General features: G+C 72.6%; 23 protein-coding genes and 1 riboswitch. Of the genes, 9 read left to right on the top strand and 14 right to left on the bottom strand.

Annotated elements, in window-relative coordinates; all coding sequences use genetic code 11:
- Positions 1–106: 106 nt before the first annotated feature.
- A riboswitch (FMN riboswitch) is annotated at positions 107–237 on the bottom strand.
- A 303-nt stretch (positions 238–540) separates the two neighbouring features.
- Together HDA41_RS06770 and HDA41_RS06775 are read left to right on the top strand one after the other, a co-directional pair.
- Positions 541–1,428 carry an RNA polymerase sigma-70 factor gene (locus HDA41_RS06770; protein WP_184981628.1) on the top strand — a complete coding sequence of 296 codons (888 nt, stop codon included), beginning with the start codon at positions 541–543 and terminating at the stop codon, positions 1,426–1,428.
- Between the two features lie 571 nt (positions 1,429–1,999).
- Positions 2,000–2,776, top strand: coding sequence for an SDR family oxidoreductase (locus HDA41_RS06775; RefSeq protein WP_184981630.1), 777 nt, complete (start codon positions 2,000–2,002; stop codon positions 2,774–2,776).
- Positions 2,777–2,791: 15 nt separating this feature from the next.
- Here HDA41_RS06775 and HDA41_RS06780 read toward each other — a convergent pair whose 3' ends face one another.
- Complete coding sequence (locus HDA41_RS06780) at positions 2,792–4,054, bottom strand: ROK family transcriptional regulator (RefSeq protein WP_184981632.1); 1,263 nt, start codon at positions 4,052–4,054, stop codon at positions 2,792–2,794.
- Between the two features lie 188 nt (positions 4,055–4,242).
- Here HDA41_RS06780 and HDA41_RS06785 point away from each other — a divergent pair, with 188 nt between their 5' ends.
- Positions 4,243–5,448 carry an MFS transporter gene (locus HDA41_RS06785; RefSeq protein WP_184981634.1) on the top strand — a complete coding sequence of 402 codons (1,206 nt, stop codon included), beginning with the start codon at positions 4,243–4,245 and terminating at the stop codon, positions 5,446–5,448.
- Between the two features lie 102 nt (positions 5,449–5,550).
- Positions 5,551–6,930 carry a uracil-xanthine permease family protein gene (locus HDA41_RS06790; protein WP_184981636.1) on the top strand — a complete coding sequence of 460 codons (1,380 nt, stop codon included), beginning with the start codon at positions 5,551–5,553 and terminating at the stop codon, positions 6,928–6,930.
- On the opposite strand, the gene HDA41_RS06795 is transcribed toward HDA41_RS06790, so the two are convergent.
- Positions 6,909–8,042 (bottom strand): glycoside hydrolase family 6 protein, encoded by a 1,134-nt coding sequence (locus HDA41_RS06795; protein WP_184993216.1) that lies wholly within the window; start codon positions 8,040–8,042, stop codon positions 6,909–6,911. The genes HDA41_RS06790 and HDA41_RS06795 overlap by 22 nt on opposite strands.
- A 174-nt stretch (positions 8,043–8,216) precedes the next feature.
- Here HDA41_RS06795 and HDA41_RS06800 point away from each other — a divergent pair, with 174 nt between their 5' ends.
- A complete protein-coding gene (locus HDA41_RS06800) occupies positions 8,217–8,915 on the top strand; it encodes a DUF5995 family protein (protein ID WP_184981638.1) in 699 nt (232 codons plus the stop codon).
- Between the two features lie 358 nt (positions 8,916–9,273).
- On the opposite strand, the gene HDA41_RS06805 is transcribed toward HDA41_RS06800, so the two are convergent.
- A complete protein-coding gene (locus HDA41_RS06805; protein WP_184981640.1) occupies positions 9,274–10,971 on the bottom strand; it encodes a flavin monoamine oxidase family protein in 1,698 nt (565 codons plus the stop codon).
- Between the two features lie 45 nt (positions 10,972–11,016).
- Complete coding sequence (locus HDA41_RS06810; RefSeq protein WP_184981642.1) at positions 11,017–11,805, bottom strand: carbon-nitrogen hydrolase family protein; 789 nt, start codon at positions 11,803–11,805, stop codon at positions 11,017–11,019.
- Positions 11,806–12,112: 307 nt separating this feature from the next.
- Here HDA41_RS06810 and HDA41_RS06815 point away from each other — a divergent pair, with 307 nt between their 5' ends.
- Positions 12,113–12,655, top strand: coding sequence for a Repetin (locus HDA41_RS06815; protein WP_184981644.1), 543 nt, complete (start codon positions 12,113–12,115; stop codon positions 12,653–12,655).
- Here the strand turns inward: HDA41_RS06815 and HDA41_RS06820 are convergent.
- On the bottom strand, positions 12,624–13,820 hold the full coding sequence (locus tag HDA41_RS06820; RefSeq protein ID WP_184981646.1) for an MFS transporter: 1,197 nt from the start codon (positions 13,818–13,820) through the stop codon (positions 12,624–12,626). The two genes, HDA41_RS06815 and HDA41_RS06820, sit on opposite strands and share 32 nt — an antisense overlap.
- 293 nt (positions 13,821–14,113) lie before the next feature.
- Between HDA41_RS06820 and HDA41_RS06825 the strand changes: the two genes are divergently transcribed.
- On the top strand, positions 14,114–14,599 hold the full coding sequence (locus tag HDA41_RS06825) for a hypothetical protein (protein WP_184981648.1): 486 nt from the start codon (positions 14,114–14,116) through the stop codon (positions 14,597–14,599).
- On the opposite strand, the gene HDA41_RS06830 is transcribed toward HDA41_RS06825, so the two are convergent.
- The 7 genes from HDA41_RS06830 to rpe form a co-directional block, all read right to left on the bottom strand.
- A complete protein-coding gene (locus HDA41_RS06830; protein WP_184981650.1) occupies positions 14,596–15,048 on the bottom strand; it encodes an Lrp/AsnC family transcriptional regulator in 453 nt (150 codons plus the stop codon). The genes HDA41_RS06825 and HDA41_RS06830 overlap by 4 nt on opposite strands.
- Positions 15,049–15,058: 10 nt before the next feature.
- Positions 15,059–16,525, bottom strand: a complete 1,467-nt coding sequence (locus HDA41_RS06835; RefSeq protein ID WP_184981652.1) for an amino acid permease — start codon at positions 16,523–16,525, stop codon at positions 15,059–15,061.
- Positions 16,526–16,693: 168 nt separating this feature from the next.
- A complete protein-coding gene (locus tag HDA41_RS06840) occupies positions 16,694–17,260 on the bottom strand; it encodes a GNAT family N-acetyltransferase (RefSeq protein WP_184981654.1) in 567 nt (188 codons plus the stop codon).
- A gap of 77 nt (positions 17,261–17,337) precedes the next feature.
- Positions 17,338–18,780, bottom strand: a complete 1,443-nt coding sequence (locus tag HDA41_RS06845; RefSeq protein WP_184981656.1) for a GuaB1 family IMP dehydrogenase-related protein — start codon at positions 18,778–18,780, stop codon at positions 17,338–17,340.
- 108 nt (positions 18,781–18,888) lie between these two features.
- Complete coding sequence (locus HDA41_RS06850) at positions 18,889–19,242, bottom strand: barstar family protein (protein ID WP_184993218.1); 354 nt, start codon at positions 19,240–19,242, stop codon at positions 18,889–18,891.
- A 24-nt stretch (positions 19,243–19,266) separates the two neighbouring features.
- Positions 19,267–20,310 (bottom strand): sugar-binding transcriptional regulator, encoded by a 1,044-nt coding sequence (locus HDA41_RS06855; RefSeq protein ID WP_184981658.1) that lies wholly within the window; start codon positions 20,308–20,310, stop codon positions 19,267–19,269.
- Positions 20,311–20,388: 78 nt separating this feature from the next.
- A complete protein-coding gene (gene rpe / locus HDA41_RS06860; protein WP_031138926.1) occupies positions 20,389–21,075 on the bottom strand; it encodes a ribulose-phosphate 3-epimerase in 687 nt (228 codons plus the stop codon).
- Between the two features lie 65 nt (positions 21,076–21,140).
- Here rpe and HDA41_RS06865 point away from each other — a divergent pair, with 65 nt between their 5' ends.
- Entirely contained in the window at positions 21,141–23,282 is a 2,142-nt protein-coding gene (locus HDA41_RS06865) for an MMPL family transporter (protein WP_184981660.1), read from the top strand.
- Here the strand turns inward: HDA41_RS06865 and HDA41_RS06870 are convergent.
- Complete coding sequence (locus HDA41_RS06870) at positions 23,263–24,690, bottom strand: RsmB/NOP family class I SAM-dependent RNA methyltransferase (RefSeq protein ID WP_184981662.1); 1,428 nt, start codon at positions 24,688–24,690, stop codon at positions 23,263–23,265. The two genes, HDA41_RS06865 and HDA41_RS06870, sit on opposite strands and share 20 nt — an antisense overlap.
- A 69-nt stretch (positions 24,691–24,759) precedes the next feature.
- On the bottom strand, positions 24,760–25,692 hold the full coding sequence (fmt, locus tag HDA41_RS06875; protein ID WP_184981664.1) for a methionyl-tRNA formyltransferase: 933 nt from the start codon (positions 25,690–25,692) through the stop codon (positions 24,760–24,762).
- 323 nt (positions 25,693–26,015) lie between these two features.
- Here fmt and HDA41_RS06880 point away from each other — a divergent pair, with 323 nt between their 5' ends.
- Entirely contained in the window at positions 26,016–26,561 is a 546-nt protein-coding gene (locus tag HDA41_RS06880) for a hypothetical protein (RefSeq protein ID WP_184981666.1), read from the top strand.
- The last annotated feature ends 59 nt before the right edge of the window (positions 26,562–26,620 follow it).

Raw genomic sequence — 26,620 nt, forward strand, 5'->3', positions numbered from 1 at the left:
GGCTGTCGATGACGACAGAAGTACGAGCGAGGACACCGGGGACGACGCCGGACGAAGTCCGTCCGGAGGACGGACTTCTTCGGCGGCGCGCACGTATGCCCGCTCGCCGCGCACTGCCTCCCATCCGGACTTTAACCGTCGGTCCAGGAATTTCACCTGGTCAACCGGCCGCTGGAGGCGACCGGGTCGCGGACTGTAACCGCCGGTTCGGACTTTCACCGACCCCGGAGTGCGCTGCTACTGATACATGGCCAGTGTGCCACGCCTGATCGACGTCCAGATGGGCGAGCGGTGTGGGGTGCCTCACAGAACGTGCCACCGCCCTTCCCGAGCGCGACGGGGTGTTCCAACTCCCCTGCGGGCGTCCGGCCTTGACGGGCTTCGGCTTGGTCCACACCTATTGACGCTTTGGTCTAGTCCTTTCTAGGGTCGAGGGCAGCGGGCAGCTGCGCAGACCGGCTCGGCGGCGGTGACGACGGCCCTTGCCCGCCGTCGGGCCTTCGCACGTCGTACGGGCGGTGTTCTGGCAGGGTGAGGCGTATGACCACCACGCTCGCCCACGAGTTCGAGACCCACCGGCCCCGGCTGTTCTCGCTCGCCTACCGGCTGCTGGGCTCCGCGGAGGAGGCGGAGGACGCGGTCCAGGACGCGTATCTGCGCTTCAGCGGCGCGGACCGTACGGAGATCGAGCACCCGGCGGCCTGGCTGGCCAAGGTCGTCACCAACCTCTGCCTGAACCGACTGACCTCCGCCCGGGCCCGGCGCGAACGGTACGTCGGGACCTGGCTGCCCGAGCCGGTGCTCACCGCGGACGGCACGCTCGGCCCGCTGGAGTCGGCCGAGCAGCGGGACGCCGTGTCGATGGCGATGCTGGTGCTGCTGGAGCGGCTCACGCCGGCCGAGCGGGCGGTGTACGTGCTGCGGGAGGCGTTCGGGTACGGGCATCGGGAGATCGCCGGGGTGCTGGATCTGAGCGAGGCCAACTGCCGCCAGCTGTACCGGCGGGCCGTGCGGCGGGTGGGTGAGCCGCAGGCCCGGTTCGAGGCGGCGTCCGAGCAGCAGGAGAAGCTGGTCACGTCGTTCATCACGGCGGCCCGCGACGGCGACCTGGGCGGGCTGGAGAAGCTGCTCGCGGCCGACGCCACCTGGTGGAGCGACGGGGGCGGGAAGGTGACGGCGGCCCGGTGGCCGGTCGAGGGCGGGCTCAAGGTCGCCCGGTTCCTGGCGGGCGGGGGCCCGAAGTTCGCGGTGGGCCTGGAGTTCACCGTCGCCGAGGTCAACGGTGCGACGGGGCTTGCCAGCTGGGCGGGCGACACGCTCGTGGGCCTGGCGGCGTTCGAGGTGCGCGACGGGCTGATCGCGGAGGTGCGGGCCGTGGTCAACCCGGAGAAGCTGGCGTATGCACGGCGTCAGCTCACCCGGCGGTAGAAACGGCGGGCCGCCGGCGCGGGCTCGGGATCGTCGGGCGGGGCGCGAGGCGCCGGGCTCGGTCGCCGTCGCGCTCATGGTCGCGGAGGCGCGGATCGTCCGGCCCGGGGCGCCGGGCGCGGTCGCAGGCGTGGACGCCGGGCGCGGCGCGGGACGTCGGGCGTGAGGCGCCGGGCACCGCGCGGGACGCTGGGCGCGGTCGCGGTCGCGGTCGTGGACGCCGGGCGCGGCGCCGGGCGCCGGGCTCGGTCTCGGAATCGCCGGTGGGGCGCGGGATCGTCGGGCGTGAGGCGCCGGGCACCGCGCGGGACGCTGGGCGCGGTCGCGGTCGTGGACGCCGGGCGCGGCGCCGGGCTCGGGGCGCCGGGCGCGGTCGTAGGCGTGGGCGCCGGGCACCGCGCGGGACGCCGGTCGCGATCGCCATCGCGCTCATGGTCGCGGAGGCGCGGATCGTCGGGCCCGGGGCGCGGGCAGCCGGGCGGGGGTGTCACATTCGGCAGGGGCTGTTCGGTCTCAGGTGCAGAGGCGGCGCTCCGTCCGGGAGCGCCGGCGTCCGAAGGGACTGAACAGCATGACCACGATCCTGGTCACCGGCGGCACCGGAACGCTCGGCCGGCTCGTCACCGAGCGGCTGCGCGCGGACGGGCACGAGGTCCGGGTGCTCAGCCGGCGCACCCAGCCGTACGCGGTCGACCTGCGGGAGGGCGGTGCCGCGCTGGACGCGGCCGTCGCCGGTGTGGACACGATCGTGCACTGCGCGTCGTCGCCGAAGGGCGACGAGCAGGCGGCGGCCAACCTGATCAGGGCTGCGCGCGGGGCCGGTGTGCGGCACCTCGTCTACATCTCCATCGTGGGCGTCGACCGGGTGCCGTTCCGCTACTACAAGAGCAAGCTCGCGGTGGAGAGGCAGGTCGAGGAGTCGGGACTCGGCTGGACCGTGCTGCGGACGACGCAGTTCCACGACCTGCTCGTCATACTGCTCCAGGGGCTGTCGAAGCTGCCGGTCCTGTTCCTGCCGGCCGGTGTCCCGGATCAGCCGGTCGAGGTGGCCGAGGTCGCCGACCGGCTGACCGAGCTGGCGGCGGGGGCACCGGCGGGGCGAGTCGAGGACATGGGCGGACCGGAGGTGCGGACGCTCGAGTCCCTGGCCCGCGCGTATCTGAAGGCGACCGGCCGGCGCCGGGCGGTCGTGAACGTGCCGCTGTGGGGCGCGGCGTACCGGGGATTCCGCAGCGGTGGTCACCTGGCGCCGCAGCGGGCTGTCGGCACGGGCACGTTCGGGGAGTACCTGGCGCGGCGGTACGGGGGCGAGCAGGCGCGGGCGGACAGCGGGCGGTCCAGGGCGTGACACCCGGCGCCGGCCCTACCACCGCTGTACGGGCCGCTCCCCTGGGGTGAAGAGTTCCTCCTGGGCACGGTCGCGGGCCGTGAGGAGCGCGCCGCGCAGGACCGCGCTGCCGCCGAGTGTGGTCGTCCGTACCTCCGTGGGCAGGGGGGTCATCCGGGCGACGCGGTGCTGCACGCGGGCGGCGAGTTCGGCGCCGCCCGCTTGGCCGACCTCGCCGCCGAGCACCACGCAACCGGGGTCCAGGATCGCGACGACGGAGGCGACGCCGACGGCGATACGGTCGGCGAGGGCGTCGAGGAAACGGGCAGCGGGGACGGCCGTGGGGGACTGCGACGCCCCGGCCCCCGTCTCCGCCCCCCGCACGTGACCCACCGCCGACCGCACCAGACCGACCGCCGACCGCACCACCCCCACCACCGACGGCTCCTGCCCCCGCTCCGCCGGAACCCCGCACCGCGCCGCGAGGTCCACGACCGCGCCCGACGCGGCCAGGGAGTGGAAGCCGCCCTCGCAGCCCGTCGAGGACGGCAGCGCGGCCGTGCCCGGGACCGGGAGGAAGCCGATCTCGCCGGTGCCGCCGGAGGCACCGCGCCGCAGCGCGCCGTCGAGGACCACCGCCGCGCCCGTTCCGTGGCCCAGCCACAGCAGGACGAAGGTGTCCCGGTCCCGGGCCGCCCCGTCACGCTGCTCCGCCAGCGCCGCGAGGTTGGTCTCGTTCTCCACGCTCACCCGGGCCTCGGGCAGCCGCTCCTGGAGGGCGGCGACGAGCCGGCGGTGCCACTCCGGCAGCCCGGAGGAGTCGCGGAGTTCGCCGCTGGCCGGGTCGATCAGGCCGGGCGCCCCGATCCCGACGGTGTGCAGCCGGTCGGCGCCGGCCTCCTTCACCACGCGCTCGACCAGCCCGACCGCCTGCTCCACGGCCGGGCCCGTGCCCGTGCCATCGCCGATGGGCGCCGACGCCTCGGCCAGCACATGTCCCACCAGGTCGGCGACGGTCACGGCGACGCCCTCGGTGCGTATGTCCAGCGCGGCGAGGTGCGCCCGGTCGGCGACGATGCCGTACACCCTGGCGTTGGGTCCGCGCCGCTCCTCCCCCGCCTCGCCGACCACCGCGATCAGCCCGGCGGCGGTGAGGCGGTCCACGAGGTCGGCGACGGTCGGCCGGGACAGGCCGGTCAGCTGCTTCAACTGCCCTGCCGTCAGCGGGCCCTCCTGCTGGAGCAGGCGCAGGGCGAGCCGGTCGTTGATGGCCCGGGCGGTGCTCGGGGATGCGGGCATGCCGGGATCCTTCCAGATCTGCGGGACCACACGGCCGTGTGCTCCGGTCGGCGGTCATCCCCTTATCTATCAGGCAGGGTTCCTGATAGTTTACCCGCGCCAACGCGCCAACGCGCCGACACACCGACGGCCATGGGCGGGGAGACGCGAGGCGAGCGGGGAACACCAGGAGAGGACGGGGCCGGACAATGAGCAACGTGGTCTACGAACAGCGCGAGGTGAAGCGGTCGCGGTACGCCGTGGCCGCCGTCTTCGCCGTGCACGGCGCCGTGACCGGCTCGTTCGCCACACGTGTGCCGTGGATCCAGGACCACGCGGGCGTCAGCGCCGGACAGTTGGGGATCGCGCTCGCCTTCCCCGCGCTCGGCGCGTCCGTCGCGATGCCGCTCGCCGGCAGCGTCAGTCATCGCTTCGGTGCCCGCAACGCGCTGCGCGGACTGATCGCCCTGTGGACGCTGTCACTGGTCCTGCCGTCCCTCGCGCCGAACCTGCTCACGCTCTGCCTGGCGCTGTTCACCTACGGCGCCACGGCGGGCATGGCCGACGTGGCGATGAACGCGCTGGGCGTCGAGGTCGAGAACCGCCTCGGCCGGTCGATCATGTCCGGGCTGCACGGCATGTGGAGCGCGGGCGCCCTGGTCGGCTCGGCGGCCGGCACGCTCGCCGCCCACCTCGGCTCGGACGCCCGGCTGCACCACGTCCTGGCCGCCGCGGTCCTCACCGTCCTCGGCGTGCTGTCCTGCCAGTGGGTGCTCGACCTCCAGCCCGCCGAGGACGAGGAGCCGCCGCCGAGGTTCGCGCTGCCGCCCCGGTCGGCGCTGCTCATCGGCGCGATCGGGTTCTGCGCGGTGTTCGCCGAGGGCGCGAGCCTGGACTGGTCGGCGGTCTATCTGCGCGAACAGCTTCAGACCTCGGCCGGTCTCGCGGCGGCGTGCACGACGGGCTTCACCCTCACGATGGCCATCGCCCGGATCGCCGGCGACCGGATCGTGGACCGCTTCGGCGCCGTGCGGACCGTGCGCGCGAGCGGTGTGCTCGCCGTCCTCGGCGGGCTGCTGATCGTCGTGGCGGAGCAACCGGCGGTGGCCATGGCCGGATTCGCGCTGATGGGGCTGGGCATCGCCGTCGTCGTCCCGCTGTGCTTCGCGGCGGCGGGCCGCAGCGGGTCCAACCCGAGCCTGGCCATCGCGGGCGTCGCGACCATCACGTACACCTCGGGACTGATCGCGCCGAGCGCGATCGGCCTGCTGGCGCAGGCGACCAGTCTGATGGTGTCGTTCGCACTGGTGACGCTGCTGTCCGGGGGGCTGGTGGCGTTCGCGCGCGTGCTGCGCCCCGGCGACCGGGCGAAGACCGGCCAGGCGGACGCGGCGGTCCCCGACCCGCGTCCCTGAACGGACGCCCCGCCGACCCGGGCAGCCCCGGTCACCACCGCTCCTGACGCACCCCGACAATGGTCCGGACACTCGCACGCACGACGAAAGCGAAACCGCACCATGGATCTCGGCGTCCGCTGGAAACTGCACGGCGACGGACGCACCCCGGCGCCCGGCGCCGTGGTCCGCCCCGACGAGCGGCTCTCCTGGCCGCGCACGGCCGGGCTGGGCGCCCAGCACGTGGTGGCCATGTTCGGGGCGTCCTTCGTGGCCCCGGTCCTGATGGGCCTGGACCCCAACCTGGCGATCATGATGTCGGGCGTCGCGACCGTCGTGTTCCTGCTCGCCACCCGCGGCCGCGTCCCCAGCTATCTGGGCTGCTCGCTGTCCTTCGTCGGCGTGGCGGCGGTGATCCGGGCCCAGGGTGGCAGCAGCGCCACCGTCACCGGCGCGGTCTTCGTCGTCGGCGCCGCGCTGTTCCTGGTGGGGCTCGCCGTGCGGCGGTTCGGGGCACGCATCATCCACGTCGCGATGCCGCCGATCGTGACCGGCGCGGTGGTGATGCTGATCGGCTTCAACCTGGCGCCGGTGACGGCCTCGACGTACTGGCCGCAGGACCAGTGGACGGCGCTGCTGGTGATGCTCTTCACCGGGCTGGCGGTCGTCTGCCTGCGCGGCTTCTGGTCCCGGATCGCGATCTTCCTGGGGCTGGTCTTCGGATACGGCATCTCCTGGGTCTTCGACCTGGTCTTCGGCAAGATCCACTCGGTGGACGCGAGCGGCAAGCTCACCGACCACTGGCGGCTCGACCTCTCCGGCGTGGGCCAGGCCGACTGGATCGGGCTGCCGACCCTGCACGGCCCGTCGTTCGAGTGGTCGGCGATCCTGGTCGCCCTGCCGGTCGTCATCGCCCTGGTCGCGGAGAACGCCGGGCACGTCAAGGCGGTCGGCGAGATGACCGGCGACCCGCTGGACGACAAGCTCGGCACGGCGATCGCCGCCGACGGCGTCGGCTCGATGCTGTCCACCGCGGTCGGCGGCCCGCCCAACACCACGTACTCCGAGAACATCGGCGTGATGGCCGCGACCCGCGTGTACTCGACGGCCGCCTACTGGGCCGCCGCCGGATTCGCCCTGCTCTTCGGCCTCTGCCCGAAGTTCGGCGCGGTCGTCGCCGCGATCCCGGGCGGTGTGCTCGGCGGCATCACCGTCATCCTGTACGGCATGATCGGCCTGCTAGGTGCCCAGATCTGGATCAACGCCGAGGTGGACCTGCGCAATCCGCTGAACCTGGTGCCGGCGGCCGCGGGCATCATCATCGGCGTCGGCAACGTCTCCATGGAGATCACGGACACCTTCTCGCTGAGCGGCATCGCGCTCGGCACGCTCGTCGTCATCACCGGCTACCACGCGCTGCGGGCCTTCGCCCCGCCCCACCTGAAGACGCAGCAGCCGCTGCTGGACGAGGGCACCAGCTCCTACGACGAGGCCAGGTCGTAGGCGTACGACGCCGTGAACGTCCCCGGCCTGCCCTTGCAGCCGTCCGACTCCCCCGGCAGCTTGACCCACAGGTAGGCGTCGATCCGGTCCTCGCCGGTGCTGAGGGTCGGTGTCCGGCCGAGCTTGCGGCCCGCCGGGTCGCACCACGTGCCGTCGGGCGGGGCGCCGTTGCCGTTGCGGCTGGTGTCGATGACGGCGCCCAGGCTCGCCGGGCCGCCCAGCGCGTCGAGAACCCGCCGGTCGTAGGCCACCTCGTCGGCCGTGGTGTGGAAGTTGGAGACGTTGCTGAAGATGCCGTCGGAGGCCTCGGGCGAGGCCGCACCGGCCTGCCGCAGCCACGCCGCCTGCTGGCCGGGCGCGTTCCAGCCCGAGTGCCCCGCGTCGAAGTACACGCGTGCCCGCGGGTTGGCGGTCTTCAGGACGCGTCCGGCCCGGGCCAGCGAGGCGAAGCGGTCCGCGCGCTCACCGGCCGGCAGGCACTCGGCCTGGGCGACCGAGTCCGGCTCCAGGACGACGATGACCTCGCCGGAGCCCAGCCCGTCGGCGAACCGGTCGATCCACGCGTCGTACGCGTCCAGGTCGGGCGCCCCGCCCTGGGAGTATCCGCCGCAGTCCCGGCCGGGAATCGCGTAGGGCACGAGGACGGGCACTCGGCCCTGTGCGGCACCGCCCGACGTCACGGCGGCGACCCGGGCGGTGAGCGTGTCCGGGGAGTAGTCGGCGAACCAGACGGCGGCCGGCTGGTCGGCGATACGGGAGGCGATGACCGCGTGGCGGGGATCGCCGGAGTGGGCCCGGACCCAGTCGAGCACCTGGGAGGCGGGGTGGCGGTAGAGCCGAGGGCTCACGGAGGTGATCCGCTCCCGCGTCTTCCGCGTCCTCGACGGCGACGGCGTGGGGCTCGGCGTCCTGGGCGCGGAGGTGACAGGCGTCGGGGAAGCGGACTCGGTGGCCGACGGGGACGCCGACGGCATCGCGGGCAGGGGCGCCATGCGGGGCGACGCGGACACCTCGGGGCGCCTGGCCTGGTCCGGGCCGCGCCGGTCGTCGAAGGCGGACAGCACCCCGGCGACCGCCCCGGCGGCGACCACGACGGAGGCCGCCACGACCATCGCGCCACGCCGGACGGCGCGCCTGCGCTCGGCCCTGCGGGCGGCCAGGCGCTGGGCACGTAAGCCTGACACGGTGCTGCTCCCCCTCCCCCTGCGGCGGGGGCGTTCCCCCGTTTCGGGGAAGCGCCGGGCCCGCCGGTGCTCCCGCCAGCCTAGAGCTGGGACTCTGCCCGCATGCCGCGATGCGAACAAGTCCCCCCAGCCGTGGACACTCCGGTCGACGGAGTCATCTCCCGTATGCGCGCCCTCGACGCGACCCTGCACCCCCGGGACGGGGTGGCCGTCTTCAACCGCGTCTATCTCGCCGTGACGGAAGCGGTGGACCGGTACGTCGACACCGGGCGGTTCGCGGACCCGCACGCCGCGATCACGCTGGACGTACGGTTCGCGCAGCGGTACCTGGAGGCCGTCGAGGCGGTGGCCGCCGAGCGTCGCCCACCGGCCTGCTGGCGGCCGCTGTTCCAGTTGCGCCGCCATCCCGGGGTACGTCCGCTGCAGTTCGCGCTCGCGGGCATCAACGCGCACATCGGGCACGATCTCGCGCTGGCCGTCGTGGACACCTGCCGTACGCTCGGCTGCGTACCCGCCGACCTGGAGGACGAGTTCGACGCGGTGGGCGATCTCCTCGTCTCGCTGGAGGAGCGCATCCGCGAAGATCTGATGCCGGGCCCCGACCTGCTCCAGATCGCCGACCCGCTGACCCACCTGCTGGGCTCGTGGAGCCTGGAGCGGGCTCGCGACGCGGCCTGGACGGCGGCCCGGGCCCTGTGGGCCCTGCGCGAACTCCCCGACATCGCCGGAGAGTTCACGGAACACCTGGACACGGCGGTGGGCCTCGCGGGGCGCATGCTGCTCACGCCGTTGCAGCGCTGATCCAACTCGGCTGCCCGGGCGCCGACTTCGGACGCAGGTCTGGTGACAGGATCGTTCGGCGAGGAACGGCACCCCCATGACCTCCTGCCTCCGCGACACCGACACGGTGCTGGTGGAGAAGCCGCCCCTGGTCGGGAGCATGGACGCGGTGGCGCCGCCGGGCCGGTGGCCCGGCGGACGAGGATGCCACCGAGTCCGTACGCGATGCCGTCCCGAGCCCGCGGCCACGACCGGTACGGCGGGTGTTCACGTCCCGGACAGGCCGGCGCGGCGAGGAACGTTCGGCCCGCCAGGCGGACAGGACCCGCGCCGGGCCCGGGCCGTGACGGCCGAGCCCGTCGGAGGTCCGGCCGTGCGGTCAGTCCTCCGGCAGTTCGACGGGCGCGATCTCGTCGTAGACGTCGCCGGGGCCCGGGTTGGCCGGGTCGGTCGTGCCGCCGAAGTGGTGCATGACGCCCCAGACCGCGTTGAGGGCGGTCTGGACGGCGCCCTCGGCCCAGCCGGCCGTCCAGGAGATGTCGTCGCCGGCGAGGAAGATGCCGCGCTTGTCCTCGGGCAGCCGGTTCTGCATGAAGTGCGTGAACAGGCGCCGCTGGTAACGGTAGTGGCCGGGCAGGTTGGCCTTGAACGCGCCCATGAAGTAGGGCTCGTTCTCCCAGGAGACGGTCACCGGGTTGCCGATGACGTGCTTGCGGATGTCGACCTTGGGATAGATCTCGCCGAGCGACTTCAGCATGACCTCCATCCGCTCGTTCGCGGACAGCGGCAGCCACTTCAGGCTGTCGTCGCACCAGGTGTAGGAGAGGCAGATGACGGCGGGCTGGTCCGGGCCGTTGTCGAGGAGATAAGTCCCGCGCGTCATACGGTCGGTGAGCGTCATCGACATGACGTCCCGGCCGGTCTCCTCGTCCTTGTCCAGCCAGAACGGCCGGTCGACCGGTACGAAGAGCTTGGAGCTCTCCATGTAGTGGGTGCGCTCGATGGCCGTCCAGTGGTCGATCGGGAAGAGCGAGTCGTCGCAGTCGATCTTCGACAGCAGCATCCAGGACTGTGCGGTGAAGATCGCCGCCGGGTAGGTGCGGATGTCGCCGTGCGCGTCGGTCACCGTGATGCGGTTGCCCGCGGTGCGGTGCAGGCGGGTGACGGCCGGGCGGGGCTCGCCGTTGTCGTGCAGCTTCGCGAGCGAGGTCCCGTAGGCCCAGTGGACGATCTTCTCCGGCTCGCGCTCCCAGAGGCGGAGCGGCAGTTGCTGGGAGCCGCCGACGATGCCGCGGTGGTGGTCGTCGGCCTCGGTGTAGACGACGCGGAGGATCTCCAGGATGGAGTTCGGGAAGTCGGTGTCCCAGCCGCCCGTGCCGAAGCCGACCTGGCCGAAGATCTCGCGGTGCCGGAAGGACCGGAACGCCTCGGAGTCGCAGAGGAAGCCGTAGAAGGTCTGGTTGTCGAGCTTCTCGACGAGCCGGGACCAGATCTCGCGGATGCGCGGCACGTCCCGCTCGCGCAGGGCGCGGTTCATGTCGGAGAAGTCGGCGCCCTCTTCCAGGCACCGGTTCCAGGCCTCGGCGACGTCCCGGTAGACCTGGGGCAGGTCGGCGATCGTCTCGGCGTAGTGCGACTCGCCCTTGAGGTCGACGACGGTCGACGGGGTCGTCTCCGCCAGGGGGTTGGGGAAGGGCCGCGTCTGAAGGCCGACCAGGTCGATGTAGTGCTGGAGGGCGGTGGAGGACGGCGGGAAGCGCATCGCGCCCATCTCCGCGGTGAGGGAGTCGTCGCACCCCTCGAAGCCCACCGTCCGCAGCCGACCGCCGATCCGGTCGGCCTCGTACAGGACCGGCTTGAGGCCCATCTTCATCAGCTCGTACGCGGCGACGATGCCGGACAGGCCACCGCCGATGACCGCGACCTCCGTGCCGTGCTCGGTCGCGGGTATCTGCCCGAGGCCCGCCGGGTGGGCGAGGAAGTCGTCGTAGGCGTACGGGAAGTCCGGGCCGAACATGGTGATCGGCGGCTGCTGCGCGTCTGCGTGCTCGACGGCGTTGGGCACGGTGGACGTCATGGGGTACGGACTCCTTGGAGAAGAAACAGACGGGTGCGGGGGGTGTCAGACGAGTGGCCCGTAGAGGCCCGGGCGCCGGTCCCGCAGATACGGGTTGGTCTCGCGCGACGCGGCGAGGAAGGCGGGGTCGACGTCGGCGAGGACGAGCTCCTCGGCGCGCCCGGCCCGGGTGCGGGCGACCCCGTCGGGCCCGGCGAGCGTGGACAGCCCCACGAACTCGAACTCGCCCTCCCGGCCGACCCGGTTGACGTAGGCGACATACATCTGGTTCTCGAAGGCCCGCACCGGGATCATCGACTCGGCGACGAACTGGAACGGGTGCATCTGCGCGGTCGGGACGACCAGCAGGTCGGTGCCGGCGAGGGCGTGGGCGCGGACGTTCTCCGGGAACTCGACGTCGTAGCAGATCAGGATGCCGACGCGCAGGCCGTCGAGCTCCGCCTGGACGACCGGCTGGTCCCCGGCCGTGAAGTGGTCGCGCTCGAAGCAGCCGAAGAGGTGGGTCTTGCGGTAGTTGGCGAGACGGGTGCCGTCGGCGGAGATCAGCTGGGCGGAGTTGAACACGGCGTCGCCGGCCCGCTCGGGATAGCCGTAGGCGATCGCGAGGCCGTGCCTGGTCGCGGTCTCGGCGATGGCGTCCGCGCAGTCGCCGTCGGCGGGCTCGGCGAGCCGGCCGACGGCGTCGCCGATCGCGTACCCGGTCAGGAACATCTCGGGCGCGACCAGCAGCCCGGCGCCCGCGGCGGCGGCCCGGCCCGCGACCTCGTCGAGGACCTTGAGGTTCTCGGCGGTGGAGCCGGGTCGGCCGGAGCTCTGGAGCAGGGCGGTGCGCATGCGTGTTCCTCACCGGTACGCAGGGGTTTCGGGGGTCGGATAGACGGTACGGTCGGCGGCTTCGGCCGGACAAGGAGCAGCCGTTGCGCGCTCGTGAGCGGATCATTGCGTTCGCCGCCAGGTCTGCGGCGATTCGTTGCGGGCCCTCCGGTCGTACGGCCGGTCCGCCCGTGGGCGCAGGCCCGGGCGGGTTTCCCCGCCGGGTGGCGGAGGCGGGGTCCCGTCCCCGGTGCGATGTGGCGCGGGCGCCGCGCCGGGACAGTGGTGAGCGTCCAGTTGACGTGCGTCACCTGCCGAAAGGACCGCCATGAACCGCCGTACGAGGACCGCCTTACTCGGCTCCGCGCTGCTGCTCACCATCGCCGCCGCAGCCGGCTCCGCCGGGGCCTCCGGCCCCGACGAGAGCAAGCGTGAGGCCGCCGCGCTCACCGGCGAGGCCAAGCTGTACCGGTCGGCCGGGGACGACATCACCTTCTCCTTCGACGCGCACCTGGCCGCGAAGGACAAGGCCGACCCGACGAAGGCGACCGGCACCTTCGAGTGGAGCCACTACCTGAACGGCGAGGGTGCCTGGGCGAAGGCCGAGGTCGACTGTCTGCTGACCGGCGGGAAGGTCGCCGTCGTCTCCGGTGTGATCACCGACTCCGACCTGCCGGGCGCCGAGGGAAAGCGCGTCGGCATCACGGTCCACGATGTCGGCCGGCATGACCGCCTCGGCTACAGCTGGGCGTCCACGGGCAGCCCCGTCGAGACGAAGGAGCTGCCCAAGTGTGTGGGCTCCGCCCCCTTCGAGAAGGTCAGGAAGGGGACGGGCGACTTCAGGGTCGTGCCGTGGCAGCCCGCCCTCTAACCAGCGCCAGCGCCGTCACCAGATAGGGGATCGCCAGCACCGCGAAGACGGTGCTGTGCGCCCTGCCCGTGCCGAGCAGCGCGTACACGCCGAACGTGGCGACCGTCGCCAGCTCGGTGCCCAGGCTCGCCACGGAGGTGAGCGTGGCCCGGCGGGACTCGTCGATACGGTGCTGGAGGCGGGCGTCGGCCAGCACCTCCGCCAGCTGGAACCCGGCGAAGGCGAGGCTCACGAGAGCGATGCCCGCCAGTGAGCGGGCCGCGGCTCCCGCGGCCAGGGCGAGTGCGGCGCCCGCCAGCAGCGCGGCGAGACCGGACGGGCCGAGGCGTTCGGCCGGTCCGGTCAGGAGGCTGCCGACGGTGACGCCCGCCCAGATCAGCATGATCAGGTAGGGCACCGTCGCCTCGGCGACGCCGATGTCCCGGACCAGCAGCGGGGTGTACTCGTCGAGCGCGCCCCACACCGCGGCCACGGCCGGAATCAGCAGCAGGGCGCCGCGCACGGAACGGTCCCCGCGGACATCGGCGAGCCCGGTCCGCAGCGTCGTCACCCAGCTGTCGCCGGCGTCGTCCGGCCGCACCCGGTGCTCGGGGAACCGGGTCGCGATGACGGCGGTCAGCACGCAGGCCAGGAAGCTCGCGGCACCGACCGCCGCGTAGCCGCCCTGGGCGAAGACGGGCCCCGCGAGGCCGAGGGAGGCCACGGTGCCCACCAGCCGCGCGGCCCGGGCCCGGCCCATGACCCGCGCGTACCGGCCGGCGGCGCCGAGCCGGTCCAGCTCGTCGTACACCAGCGCCTCCAGCGCACCGGAGCCGAGCGCCCCGCCCGCGCCCCACAGGACGAAGCCGGCCGCGAAGGCCCAGTACGACGGCACGATCACCCACAGCGCGAAGCCTGCGGCGGTGAGCAGCGGGCCGATCCACAACAGCCTCCGGCGCGACATGGCGTCGGCCCAGGCGCCGGAGGGCACTTCCAGCACCACCGAGGTGATCGACCACAGGGCGAACAGGGAGGAGATCTGCCAGAGCGACATGCCGGTGTCGGCGAACAGCAGCGCGTACACCGGGTAGAGCAGGACGAAGTCGTCGAGGAACGCGTAGCCGTACAGCGTGGTCGTCAGCCGCCGGGCACCGGAGGCGGGCACGCGTGCAGGTGAGAGTGTCATGAGGCCTTCCCGCAGGGACGGATCGGATGCCGGAGGTACGGCGTCCGAGGCGGCCCTCGGGAGGCGCGGCTGGTGGATCAATGTCGCCAGGTCATGACACCGATGGTAGGCGGGCCGGGGCCCGGAGCACAGCGATAATGCCCTCACGGGTCCTCCGCCGGGAGGAGGGCGGGCGCCGCCCGTCTCCGCCGAGCGGCGATGGATGTCCGCCTGCTTGAGGAGGCCCCCGCACGGACGGGCGCGCGAGACTGGCTGGGCGGGCCGAACCCGACCGGTCGGCGAAGGGGGTCTTCATGGTCGCCGCCGCACTGCTCTCCCTGCCGTACGTCGACGAGCACACGACGGTCGTCACGGCGGACGCCGAGGTCGTGTGGGGGGCGCTCGGTGAGGTTCTGGACCGCTCCTTCGGGGGTGGCCGAGCGGCCGCGTACGCACGCCTGGCCGGCTGCGCCGACCGCACGGCCTCCGGGCCCCGTCCCTTGGGGGAAGGCTCGACGATTCCCGGTTTCCGGGTGGCCTGCGCGGTTCCGGGCGCGGAGCTGGCCCTGATCGGGCGTCATCACTTCTCGACGTACGCCCTGCTCTTCCACCTGGACGCGGCCGGCCAGGGACGCACTCGGCTGCGTGCCGAGACCCGGGCGAGGTTCCCCGGCCCGGCCGGCGCCCTCTACGGTCGTCTCCTCATAACCACGGGCGGACACGCGCTCGGCGTTCGGCGCCTGCTGACGGCGGTGCGCAGGGTCGGCGACACCGCCGAGACGCGCCGGCAGGAACGCTAGGTCGGCGATCCCGACGAGAAGCGCCGCAGCAGCGGCGACAGCACGAGCACGGACTTGGTCCGCTCGACGAACGGCTCACCGGCGATCCGCTCCAGGACCCGTTCGAAGTGCCGCATGTCGGAGGCGAAGACCTGGGCGATCGCGTCCGCGTCCCCGGTGACGGTGGACGCGGCCACGACCTCCTGGTAGCGCTCCAGGCCCCGCTGGATGGTCTCCGGGGAGGTGTTGCCCCGGCAGTAGATCTCGACGAACCCCTCGGTCTGCCAGCCGAGGGCGCCCGGGTCCACCCGTACGGTGAAGCCGGTGATGGCACCGGTGGCCCGCAGCCGGTCCACGCGCCGTTTCACGGCGGGCGCGGACAGGCCGACGATCTGGCCGATGTCGGCGTAGGAGCGGCGGGCGTCCTCGGCGAGGGCGTGCACAATGCGTTCGTCGAGATCGTTCAGCACAGTGGGTCGGTCACTTTTCGGATGGTGCGAGTCGGGAACGGCGATAGCCGTACACGAAGTAGAACACGAGCCCGGCGGCCATCCAGACACCGAAGACGACCCAGGTCACGGTCGGCAGGCTGCCCATCATCCAGACGCAGAAGGCGAAGCCCAGCGCGGGCAGGACCGGCGAGAGCGGCACCCGGAAGGTGCGGGGCATCTCCGGCCGGGTCCGGCGCAGCACCACGACGGCCACGTTGACCAGCGCGAAGGCGAACAGGGTGCCGATGCTGGTGGCGTCGGCGAGCTGCCCGAGCGGGATCGCGGCGGCCAGGACACCGCAGAACAGGGAGACGATCAGGGTGTTGGCGCGGGGCGTGCCCGTCTTCGGGTGGACCCTGGCGAACACCTTCGGCACGAGCCCGTCGCGGGACATGGCGAACAGGATGCGGGTCTGTCCGTACAGCACGGTCAGGACGACGCTCGCGATGGCGACGACGGCGCAGAACGCCAGCAGCGTGCCCCAGAAGCTCTGCCCGGTGACCTCGCGCATGATCTGGGCGAGGGCGGCCTCGGAGTCGGTGAAGTTCTTCCACGGCTTGGCGCCTACGGCGACGGCCGCGACGAGCACGTACAGCGCGGTGACGATGACGAGCGACAGCATGATCGCGCGGGGCAGATCGCGCTGGGCGTTCTTCGCCTCCTCGCCGGCGGTGGAGGCGGCGTCGAAGCCGATGTAGGAGAAGAACAGCGTGGCACCGGCGGCGCTGACACCGGCCATGCCGAGCGGCATGAAGTTCTCGTAGTTGCCGGAGCGGAAGCCCTGGACGCCGATGGCGCAGAACATCACCAGCGCGGCGATCTTCACGATGACCATGACGGTGTTGGCGCGGGCGGACTCGCGGGCGCCGCCCAGCAGGAACGCCATCGCGAGCATGACGACGATCAGCGCGGGCAGGTTGAACACTCCGCCGTCGCCGGGCGGTGCGGACAGGGCGGCCGGGATGGTGACGCCGACGGTCCCGTCGAGCAGCTCGTTGAGGTACTCGCCCCAGCCGACGGCGACGGCGGCGACGGACACGCCGTACTCCAGGACCAGGCACCAGCCGCATATCCAGGCGATCAGCTCGCCCATCGTTGCGTACGCATACGAGTACGAGGAGCCGGAGACCGGGATGGTACCCGCCAGCTCGGCGTAGGACAGGGCAGAGAACAGGGCGGTCAGGCCGGCGATGACGAAGGCGAGCGTGACGGCCGGGCCCGCCTTGGGGACGGCCTCCCCGAGCACGACGAAGATGCCGGTGCCGAGGGTGGCACCGATGCTGATCATGGTGAGCTGCCACAGCCCGAGGGTGCGCCGCAGCGAGCCTCCCTCGCCCTGGCCACCCTCCGCGACCAGGTTCTCCACCGGCTTGCGACGCATGAGGCGCGCGCCGACGCCCGGGGACGGCGGGGCGGTCTGACTACTGCTGTGCGGGGGTGCGCCTTGGTCGAGCACGCGCTGACTCCTTCGTCACTGCCGGTCTCGGGTGGCAGGGACCGGCAGTGTCCCGCCCGACAGCCGGGACCCACCGAGCGGGGTCCCCGCCACGCCACGTACGAGGCGACAGCCTACGAGCAGGGACGTTGCCCGTGTAATGCAGCAACCTTGCGCGTGCCCGCAAGATCATTGCGTTCCTCGGGACTGGCCGGAGGTTCGTTGCACGTCGGCGTTCGTCCGTTGCACAGGACTTGTCCGGACCAGCTCTTTCACCAGAAACGTGAGCTCCTCGACACACTCGTGCGTGACTCCGTCGTGGTCCTCGTAGGACCAGCGGCCGACGTAGGGGGCGAGTGGCAGATAGCCGAGCCGGGCGTAGAGGGCGGCGGCGCTCGGGTTGTCGTCGGCGACGCCGAGGCCGACGGCCGTACGGCCCCGCTCCCGGGCGCGTTCCTCGGCGGCCCGGACCAGGGCGCTGCCGATGCCGCGCGAGCGCAGCTTCTCGGGCCACACGGACAGCGCGTTGATCTCCGGGCAGCCGGGCCGTGCCGCCCGTACGGTCGCGTCGTCGCAGCCGCCCCAGCGCAGCTCCGTGTGTCCCACGGGCCGCCCGTCGAGCCAGGCGACGAGATACGTGCTCTGCCCCCGCTCCTGGCGCTCGAAGCGGCGCGCGTGGAAGGAGGTGGCGCCCGGGGAGCCGATGTACTGGTCGAGCACCGCCACATCGGCGGCCCGGCAGACGGTGATCTCCATGGCGTACGACGGTAGGGCGCCCGCACGCAGAAGGCCCCCGATTTTCCCTCGGGGGCCTGGGACGAGGCGTGGGGCTGTCAGTTCCAGCTGGCGTGCAGCGGCTTGCCCTCGGCGTAGCCGGCGGCGCTCTGGATGCCGACGATGGCCTTCTCGGCGAACTCCTCCAGAGAGCCGGCACCGGCGTACGTGCAGGAGGAGCGGACGCCCGCGATGATCGAGTCGATCAGGTCCTCGACGCCGGGGCGGGCCGGGTCGAGGAACATGCGGGACGTGGAGATGCCCTCCTCGAACAGTGCCTTGCGGGCCCGGTCGTACGCCGACTCCTCCGAGGTGCGGTTGCGCACGGCCCGCGCGGAGGCCATACCGAAGGACTCCTTGTAGGCACGCCCCTGGGCGTCGTGCTGGAGGTCGCCCGGGGACTCGTAGGTGCCCGCGAACCAGGAGCCGACCATCACGTTGGACGCGCCGGCGGCGAGCGCCATCGCCACGTCGCGCGGGTGGCGGATGCCGCCGTCGGCCCACACGTGCTTGCCGTACTTCTTCGCCTCGGCGGCACACTCCAGGACAGCGGAGAACTGCGGCCGGCCGACGCCGGTCATCATGCGCGTGGTGCACATGGCGCCGGGTCCGACACCGACCTTGACGACGTCCGCGCCCGCTTCGATGAGGTCGCGCACGCCCGCGGCGGCCACCACGTTGCCCGCGACGATCGGCACCTGCGGGTCGAGGTCGCGCACCAGCTTCAGGGCGCTGATCATCGACTCCTGGTGGCCGTGCGCGGTGTCGATGACGAGCGTGTCGACGCCCGCGTCCAGCAGCTGCTTGGCCTTGCCGGCGACGTCGCCGTTGATGCCGACGGCGGCGGCGATGCGCAGCCGTCCCCGCGCGTCCGTGGCCGGCTTGTAGAGCGTGGCGCGCAGGGCGCCCTTGCGGGTGAGGATGCCGGCGAGCGTGCCGTCCTTGTTCACCGCGGGGGCGTAGCGGCGGTTGGCGTGGTCGAGGGTGTCGAAGGCCTCGCCCGGGTCCATGTCCGCGTCGATGAGCAGCAGGTCCCGGGACATGACCTCGGCGAGCTGGGTGAAGCGGTCCACGCCGGACAGGTCGGAGTCGGTGACCACGCCGATCGGCCGGTGGTTCTCGTCGACGACGACTCCGGCGTTGTGCGCGCGCTTGGGCAGCAGGGACAGCGCGTCCGCGACGGTCTGGTGGGGCGCCAGCATGATCGGGGTGTCCAGGACCAGGTGGCGGCTCTTGACCCAGGAGACGACGTCGGTGACGACGTCGATCGGGATGTCCTGCGGTATCACGACGAGGCCGCCGCGGCGGGCCACGGTCTCGGCCATGCGGCGCCCGGCGATGGCGGTCATGTTGGCGACGACGAGCGGGATGGTGGTGCCCGTGCCGTCCGGGGAGCTGAGGTCGACCGCCTGGCGCGAGCCGACCGCGGAGCGGCTCGGCACCATGAAGACGTCGTCGTACGTCAGGTCGTACCCGGGCTGGATGTCATTGAGGAAACGCACGTGCTGCACATCCCAGTCGATCAGAGGTGACCCCCCGACCGGCCGGCCAGGGGGAAAGAGCACGTACTTCATTGTCCCATGCCGGATGTGCGCACGTCCCCCAGCGGATCATCCAGGCTGGTCAGGGGCGCCTTTAGAGGATGCTCCAAGCCCCAGGGTCACGAAGAGACCCGGGCCCCGGTCCGTCGCCTCCGCGAAGATCTCCTCCGCGACCTGCCACTCCTGGGGCCGCTCCTCGGCGTACCCCCGCCACCCCCGGACGACGACCAGCAGCCCTCGCTCCACGGCTCCCTCGGGCCAGAGGGCGGGGTCGGACAGGCAGTCGGCGAGGGCGTCCCAGTTGCGGCCGAACCACTCGGGCAGGGAGAGGTCACGGGCGCAGCGGTCCATGAGGCCCGCCTTGTCCGTGACCCCCTCCAGGTCCAGCACGAGCACGATCCGGCCGGCCGGATCGTCCGGCACCTCCCGCGCCTCCCTGGCCATACGTCAGACTCCGTCCGGATCGGTCCTGTTGAGCGCCGACTTCGGTGCCGGGCCCGCCGTCATCAGATAGTCCGCGGCCGAGGTGTCCGTCACCAGGCTGGTGACGAGCCCGGACCGCAGCACCGCGTCGATCGCGGGCCCCTTGCGCTGTCCGCCCGCGATCGCGACGACCTCGGGGATGCGGCGGAGCTGGTCGGCCTTGACGGTGATGCACCGCTCGCCCAGGTCCCGGCCGACCCTTCGGCCTTCGGAGTCGAAGAGGTGCGCGGACATCTCGGCGGCGACACCGAGGGAGGCGTAGTGCGCGCGCTCCTCGTCGCTGAGCATGTCGTGCACCGTGGAGATCCCGGGCTCCCAGGAGCCGATGGAGACGCAGGCGACGGTGACCTTGTCGAAGTGTTCGAAGGCCCGGGCGATCCCCGTCTGGTTGCGCAGCGCCGTGGCCGTGGCCGCGTCGGGCAGCAGCATCGGCGCGTAGATGGGGTGCGCGTCACCGCCGGAGACCTGGGCCGCTCGGCGTACGGCCTCGACCGAGCCGCGCTCGGCGGTCCCGGCGTCGTACACGCCCGTCAGCTGCACCACCGTGCACGGCGGCAGCCGGTCGAGCGCCGCCGCCATGTGGATGGTGGAGCGGCCCCAGGCCAGGCCCAGCACATCACCTTCGTTGACCAGCTCGGCGAGCAGGTCGGCGGCCACTTCTCCCAGGTTCTCGGGGTCGGGTGACTCCTCGGCCTCGGCCGGGGACTCGACCACGACGGCGTGCCTGAGACCGTAGCGGGCGCGGAGCGCGTCCGAGCGCTCGGCGTCCAGCTCCGCAGGCACACGGATCTCGATACGTACGAGATCCCGTTCGAGGGCGGTCTCCAGGACCCGGGCCACCTTGAAGCGGCTGACGCCGAACTCCTCCGCGATCTGGATCTTGGACTTCCCCTCGAGGTAGAAGCGGCGGGCCATGGCCGCCGCCTGCACCAGCTCAGCGGGTCCCATCCGCATGGCTGACCGGCCCGCCGACATACCCGACACGGCGATCTCCTCACTGCTGTTCACACTCTGGATTCGCCGTTCATCCTTGCAGATCCGGCGCGGTTGATCAGCCCTGATGAGAGCCGTTCACTTTGCTGTGGCTCAGTGGTCGCAGGCCCAGGAGGCCTTGGCGGTGGCCGCCTCGGCCTGCGTGCGTAGTGCACGTACCGCCTCGGCCGGGTCGTTTGCCCCGTAGACCGCCGATCCGGCCACGAAGACGTCGGCTCCGGCGTCCGCGCACCGCTCGATGGTGGAGGCGGAGACTCCGCCGTCGACCTGGAGCCAGAGCTCCAGACCGTGCTTGCTGATCAACTCGCGGGTGCGGCGAATCTTCGGAAGCATGATGTCGAGGAAGGCCTGTCCCCCGAAGCCCGGTTCGACCGTCATGATCAGCAGCATGTCGAGCTCGGGGAGCAGGTCCTCGTACGGCTCGATGGGGGTCGCGGGCTTCAGCGCCATGGAGGCGCGGGCGCCCTTGGCACGGATCTCCCGGGCGAGCCGGACCGGTGCGGCGGCCGCCTCGACGTGGAAGGTGACGGAACCGGCCCCCGCTTCGACGTACTGGGGCGCCCACCGATCGGGGGCCTCGATCATCAGGTGGCAGTCCAGCGGAGTGTCCGTCGCACGCGCCAGCGACTCCACGACCGGCACACCGAGCGTGAGGTTCGGGACGAAATGGTTGTCCATGACGTCGACGTGGAGCCAGTCGGCTCCCTCCACCGCCTTCGCCTCGTCCGCGAGGCGAGCGAAGTCGGCGGACAGGATGCTGGGGTTGATCTGCGCGGCCATGACCCAAGACTGCCATGCCCGCCGAGGGTTGTGGGCATCGGTCCCGGGTCGCAGAGGGGCTTGCCATGAAACAGGGCGTCGCGCACCTCGTCTGCGGGCGGCGGGCCAAGTGGCTGGTGCTGGTCCTGTGGGTGGTGGTGCTGTTCGTCGCCGCGCCGTTCGCCATGAAGCTCACCGACGCCCAGGACAACGACGCGTCGTCCTGGCTGCCGGGGTCCGCGGAGTCGACGCAGGTGCTGGAGCTCTCCGAGGACTTCCGGCCGGAGCAGATCCCGGCGATCGTGATCTACGCCCGGGACAGCGGGCTGACGGTCCAGGACCGGGCGGAGATCGCCGAGGACGTGCGGCAGCTCAAGGAGCTGCGTGACCACGGCATCCGGGGCGCGGAGACCCGGGGGCCGGTCTTCGACCGGCAGACGGATCCGCGGGCGGCGCAGGTCTTCGTGCCGATCACGATGGACGAGGAGGGCTGGGAGCGGATCTCGCCCGCCGTCGACTCCATCCGGGACGACGTCGGCGAGGGCGGCGGCGGGCTGGCCGTGCACATCACGGGCCCGGGCGGTACGTCGGCGGACTTCGCGGAGGCATTCGAGGGCATCGACTCGACGCTGCTGTTCTCGGCGATGACCGTCGTCATCGTCATGCTGCTCATCACCTACCGCAGCCTGACCCTGCTGCTGATCCCCCTGATCTCGGTGGTCTGCGCGCTGTTCGCCTCCCAGGCGCTGATCTACCTGCTGGCCGAGCACGCGGGCCTGACGGTCAACGGCCAGAGCGCCGGCATTCTCACGGTGCTGGTCTTCGGGGCGGGGACGGACTACGCCCTGCTGCTGGTCGCCCGCTACCGGGAGGAGCTGCGCCGGCACGAGGACCGGCACGAGGCGATGGCCCTGGCGCTGCACCGCGCGGGCCCCGCGGTGCTCGCCTCCGGCGCGACGGTCGTGCTGAGCATGCTGGTGCTGCTGGCCGCCGAGATGAACTCCACCAGCGGCCTGGGACCGGTGGCCGCCATCGGCGTCGCGGTCGCCCTGCTGGCGATGATGAGCCTCTTCCCCGCCCTGCTGGTGATCTTCGGCCGGTGGATCTTCTGGCCGGTGGTCCCGCACCACGGCGCGCCCGACCCGACCGAGCACGGCATCTGGGCGCGCATGGGCCGCCGTATCGCCCGCCGCCCGCGCACGACGTGGGCCGTCACGGCACTGGCCCTGGCTGTCTGTTCGCTGGGCCTGATCCAGCTGCGCGCGGAGGGCATCGGCAACGCGGACGCGTTCACCGGGACACCGGACTCGATCACCGGCCAGGAGGTGTCGGCGCGCTACTTCCCGGCGGGCAGCGGCGATCCCCTGGTCATCATCAGCAACCAGGCGCAGGCCGAGCAGGTGGGCCGCGCGGTCGCGGCGACGCAGGGCGTGGTCCCGCAGTCCCTCGGGCTGCCGCCCGGCACCAAACCGGCCTTCGAGGGCAAGGTCCTGTTCGAGGCCACCATGACCGCCCCGGCGGACAGCGAGGCCGCCAAGGAGACGGTCGAGCGGGTGCGGGACACCGTGCACGCGGTGCCGGACGCCGACGCCCGGGTGGGTGGCGGTACGGCGGCCCTGCTGGACATGGACGAGGCGACCACGCACGACAACATGCTGATCATCCCGCTGGTGCTGGTGGTCGTCCTGCTGATCCTGTGCGTCCTGCTGCGCGCCCTGATCGCCCCCCTGCTGCTGATCGGGACGGTGATCCTGTCGTTCGCGGCGGCCCTCGGCATCAGCGCGCTGGCCTTCCGGTACCTCTTCGACTACGCGGGCGAGGCGACCGACTTCCCGTTGTTCGTCTTCGTCTTCCTGGTCGCCCTGGGCATCGACTACAACATCTTCCTCACCACGCGCATCCGCGAGGAGGCGGCCGGCCAGGGCACCAGAGCGGGCGTGGTCACCGGGCTCGCCACCACCGGAGCGGTCATCACCTCCGCCGGCCTGGTCCTGGCCGGCACCTTCGCCGCCCTCGGCACCCTCCCGATGGTCGCCTTCGCCGAGATCGGCTTCGCGGTCGCCCTCGGCGTCCTCATCGACACGTTCGTCGTGCGCTCGGTCCTGGTCACGTCACTGTTCCTGGACGTGGGCCCGAAGGTGTGGTGGCCGCACCGGCTGGCCAGGGAGGACGGCGGTGCGGCGGCCCGGGAGAGGGTCGGAGCGGGGGTCAGCCGGTCCGGCGGATGAGCGCCAGGTACATCGCGTCGGTCCCGTGCCGGTGCGGCCACAGCTGCACGTCGGGCCCCTCGCCGAGATCCGGTACGCCGGGCAGCAGCGGCCGGGCGTCGACGAGATCGGTGTCCGGGTACTGCTTGAGGACGTCGGCGACCACGGCCCTGGTCTCGGCGAGGTGCGGCGAACAGGTCGCGTAGCCGACGACGCCGCCGACCCGCACCGACTCCAGGGCGGTGCGCAGCAGGCCGCGCTGCAACGGCGCGAACCCCTCCAGGTCCTCCGGCCGACGCCGCCAGCGTGCCTCGGGGCGGCGCCGCAAGGCACCGAGCCCGGTGCACGGCACGTCGACCAGCACGCGGTCGAAGCTGCCGGGCCGCCACGCCGGACGCGTCCCGTCCGCGGCGATCACCTGGTACGGCCCGGGATTTCCGTCCAGCGCCCTGGCCACGAGCCCGGCCCGGTGGACCTGCTTCTCGGAGGCGACGAGCAGCGCGCCCCGCTGGGCCGCGAGGGCACCGAGCAGCGCGGCCTTGCCGCCGGGCCCCGCACACCCGTCCAGCCACCGCCGGTCGGGCCCGTCCAGCGGCGCGTTGGCAAGAGCGAGCGCCACGAGCTGGCTGCCCTCGTCCTGCACGCCCGCACGTCCGTCCCGTACGGCCGCGACGGCGCCCGGCTCACCGCCCTCGGTCAGCCGCACGGCGTACGGCGACCAGTGCCCCGGCACGGCGGCGTCCTCTTCGAGCAGTTCCTCGGCGGTGGCCCGACCGGGCCGCGCCACCAGGGTCACCTCGGGCCGCTCGTTGTCGGCGCGCAGCAGGTCCTCGATGCCGGAGCGACCTCCGCCGAGGGAGTCCCACAGCGCGGACACGACCCACCGCGGATGCGAGTGGACGACGGCGAGATGGTCCTCGGGATCCTCGTCGTAGGCCGGCGCGATCCGCTCCAGCCAGCCGTCCAGATCGTGCTGCGCCACCTTCCGCAGCACGGCGTTGACGAACTTGGCCCGCCCGTCGCCGAGCACGACCCGCGCGAGCTCGACCGTGGCGGACACGGCCGCGTGCGTCGGGATCCGCGTCCCGAGCAGCTGATGCGCGCCGAGACTCAGCACGTCCAGCACCGGCGGGTCGACCTCCCGCAGCGGCCGGTCCACGCAGGCCGAGACGACCGCGTCGTACGTCCCCTGCCACCGCAGCGTCCCGTACACCAGCTCGGTGGCGAGCGCCGCGTCCCGGGCGTCGAACTTCTCGGGGCCCTCCTGCTCCCGCGCCTTGCGCAACAGCGGCGGCAGAACGAGGTTGGCGTAGGCGTCCCGCTCGTCCACGGCCCTCAGCGCCTCGAAGGCGAGGATGCGGACGGGGTCCTTCTTGGGCCGACGGTAGGGCTTGCCGGACGTACGGGGCCGACGGGGCTGGTCGCTCACGAAAAAGGTGCTCCGGGTGTGAGAAGAAGTGCGCCGTCCAGCCTACGCCGCCCCGGACGTGCCGCTGTGTCAGCCCCCGAGCCGCTCGCCCTCGGTGATCCGCACCCCGCGTGCCCAGTCCGCCGCCCGCATCGGCTTCTTGCCCTGGGCCTGCACCCAGATCAGCTCCACGGCGTGCGAGCCGGTGCCGACGTACACGTTGTTCTTCCCGGCGGAGATCTGCCCCGGGGCGAGATCCGTCCGGTCCGGTACGGGGGTGGCCTGGATGGGCTTGAGCCGCTCACCGCGGAACGTGGTCCACGCGCCGGGAGCAGGGGTGCAGCCCCGGACCATCCGGTCGACGCGCAGCGCGGGGGCGTTCCAGTCGATGCGGGCGTCCTCGACGTTGACCTTCGGGGCCAGGCTGACCCCCTCGGCCGGCTGAGGTACGGCCTTCAGCGTGCCGTCCTCGATCCCGTCCATGGTCGCCGCGAGCAGCCCGGCACCGGCGAAGGCCAGCCGCGTCAGCAGATCCCCGCTGGTGTCGGTGGGCCGGATCTCCTCGGTGACCGTCCCGTACACCGGCCCGGAGTCGAGCCCCTCCTCGATCAGGAACGTGGAGGCGCCGGTGATCTCGTCCCCGGCCATGATGGCGTGCTGCACGGGCGCGGCCCCGCGCCAGGCCGGCAGCAGGGAGAAGTGCAGATTGACCCAGCCGTGCACGGGGATGTCGAGGGCGACCCGGGGCAGCAGCGCGCCATAGGCGACGACGGGGCAGCAGTCCGGCCCGATCTCCCGCAGCCGCTCCAGGAACTCGGGGTCCTTCGGCTTCGCCGGCTTCAGCACTTCGATCCCGGCCTCCTCCGCCCGCTCGGCGACGGGCGACGCGACGAGCCTGCGCCCCCGCCCGGCCGGCGCGTCCGGCCGCGTGACGACGGCGGCCACCTCGTGCCGCCCGGAGGCGAGAAGAGCGTCCAGAGCGGGAACGGCGACCTCGGGTGTACCGGCGAAGACGAGCTTCATGGGGTGGTGGGGGCCTCTCGGACAGGGGTCGATGACGGGCAACGCCCAAGTCTATGAGCCGGAAACGGAAAGCCGCCGACGGCGCTCGCCCCCCCCCCACGGGAGAGCCGGGCCACTCGACGGACAGTTACGGGTGGTGCGCGGGTGGGAGACAAAAGCCGAAGGCCGAGGCGCACACCCCGCGCAAACAGGCGCACGCACATGCCCCCGCGCCCCCACACCGTGACCCGCGGAGCGAATCCGCGTTGGTCAAGACAGAGTTGACCACACCGGGCCGCGATCGCGGCCCATTCCCTTTCAACGCCGGTTCGAGAGGCTTGTTCATGGCCGACCACGCAACCCACGACGCCCAGGCTCGGGCCAGCCTGCACTTGCTGGTGCGGGACATCGAGCGGGTCCGCCGGCAGGTGGACGCACTGCGCACACTCACCGCCCAGCTGGGCAACGTCTACCGCCCGCGCCGCTCCGGCCCCTCCACGGGCTTCGTCGTCTACGGACGCGCCCCCGCCCCGACGGTACGTCTCGCCCAGGAGCTGCGGGACAGTGTCGAGACCCTGGTGACGGCGGCCGTGGACTTCGACCGCTCACTCGGCTTCTCGTGGGACGCGGTGGGCTCCGCGCTCGGAGTCACCAAACAGGCGGTCCATCGCCGTTACGGCGCACGCCGTGCCACGGCCCAGTCGGCCACGGCCGAGGCGGAGCGCACACCGGAGCCGTCGAGCTCCCGCCCGGTCGGTGTGAACACCGGCCTCCCCACGGTCCCGACGATCCCGGCGGCCCGCTCCATGCCCACCCAGCCGACGGCGGGCAGCCCGGCGCTCCGCGACGAGGCCAGGCCGACGGCTTTCCCCGGCCCGCGCAACGGCTGAGCCACCCCTGCCCGTGTCCTGCCCTCCCGGAACACCTCCGGGAGGGCAGCGGCGTCTAC

The sequence above is a fragment of the Streptomyces caelestis genome (assembly GCF_014205255.1).
GTDB classification, from domain to species: Bacteria; Actinomycetota; Actinomycetes; order Streptomycetales; family Streptomycetaceae; genus Streptomyces; species Streptomyces caelestis.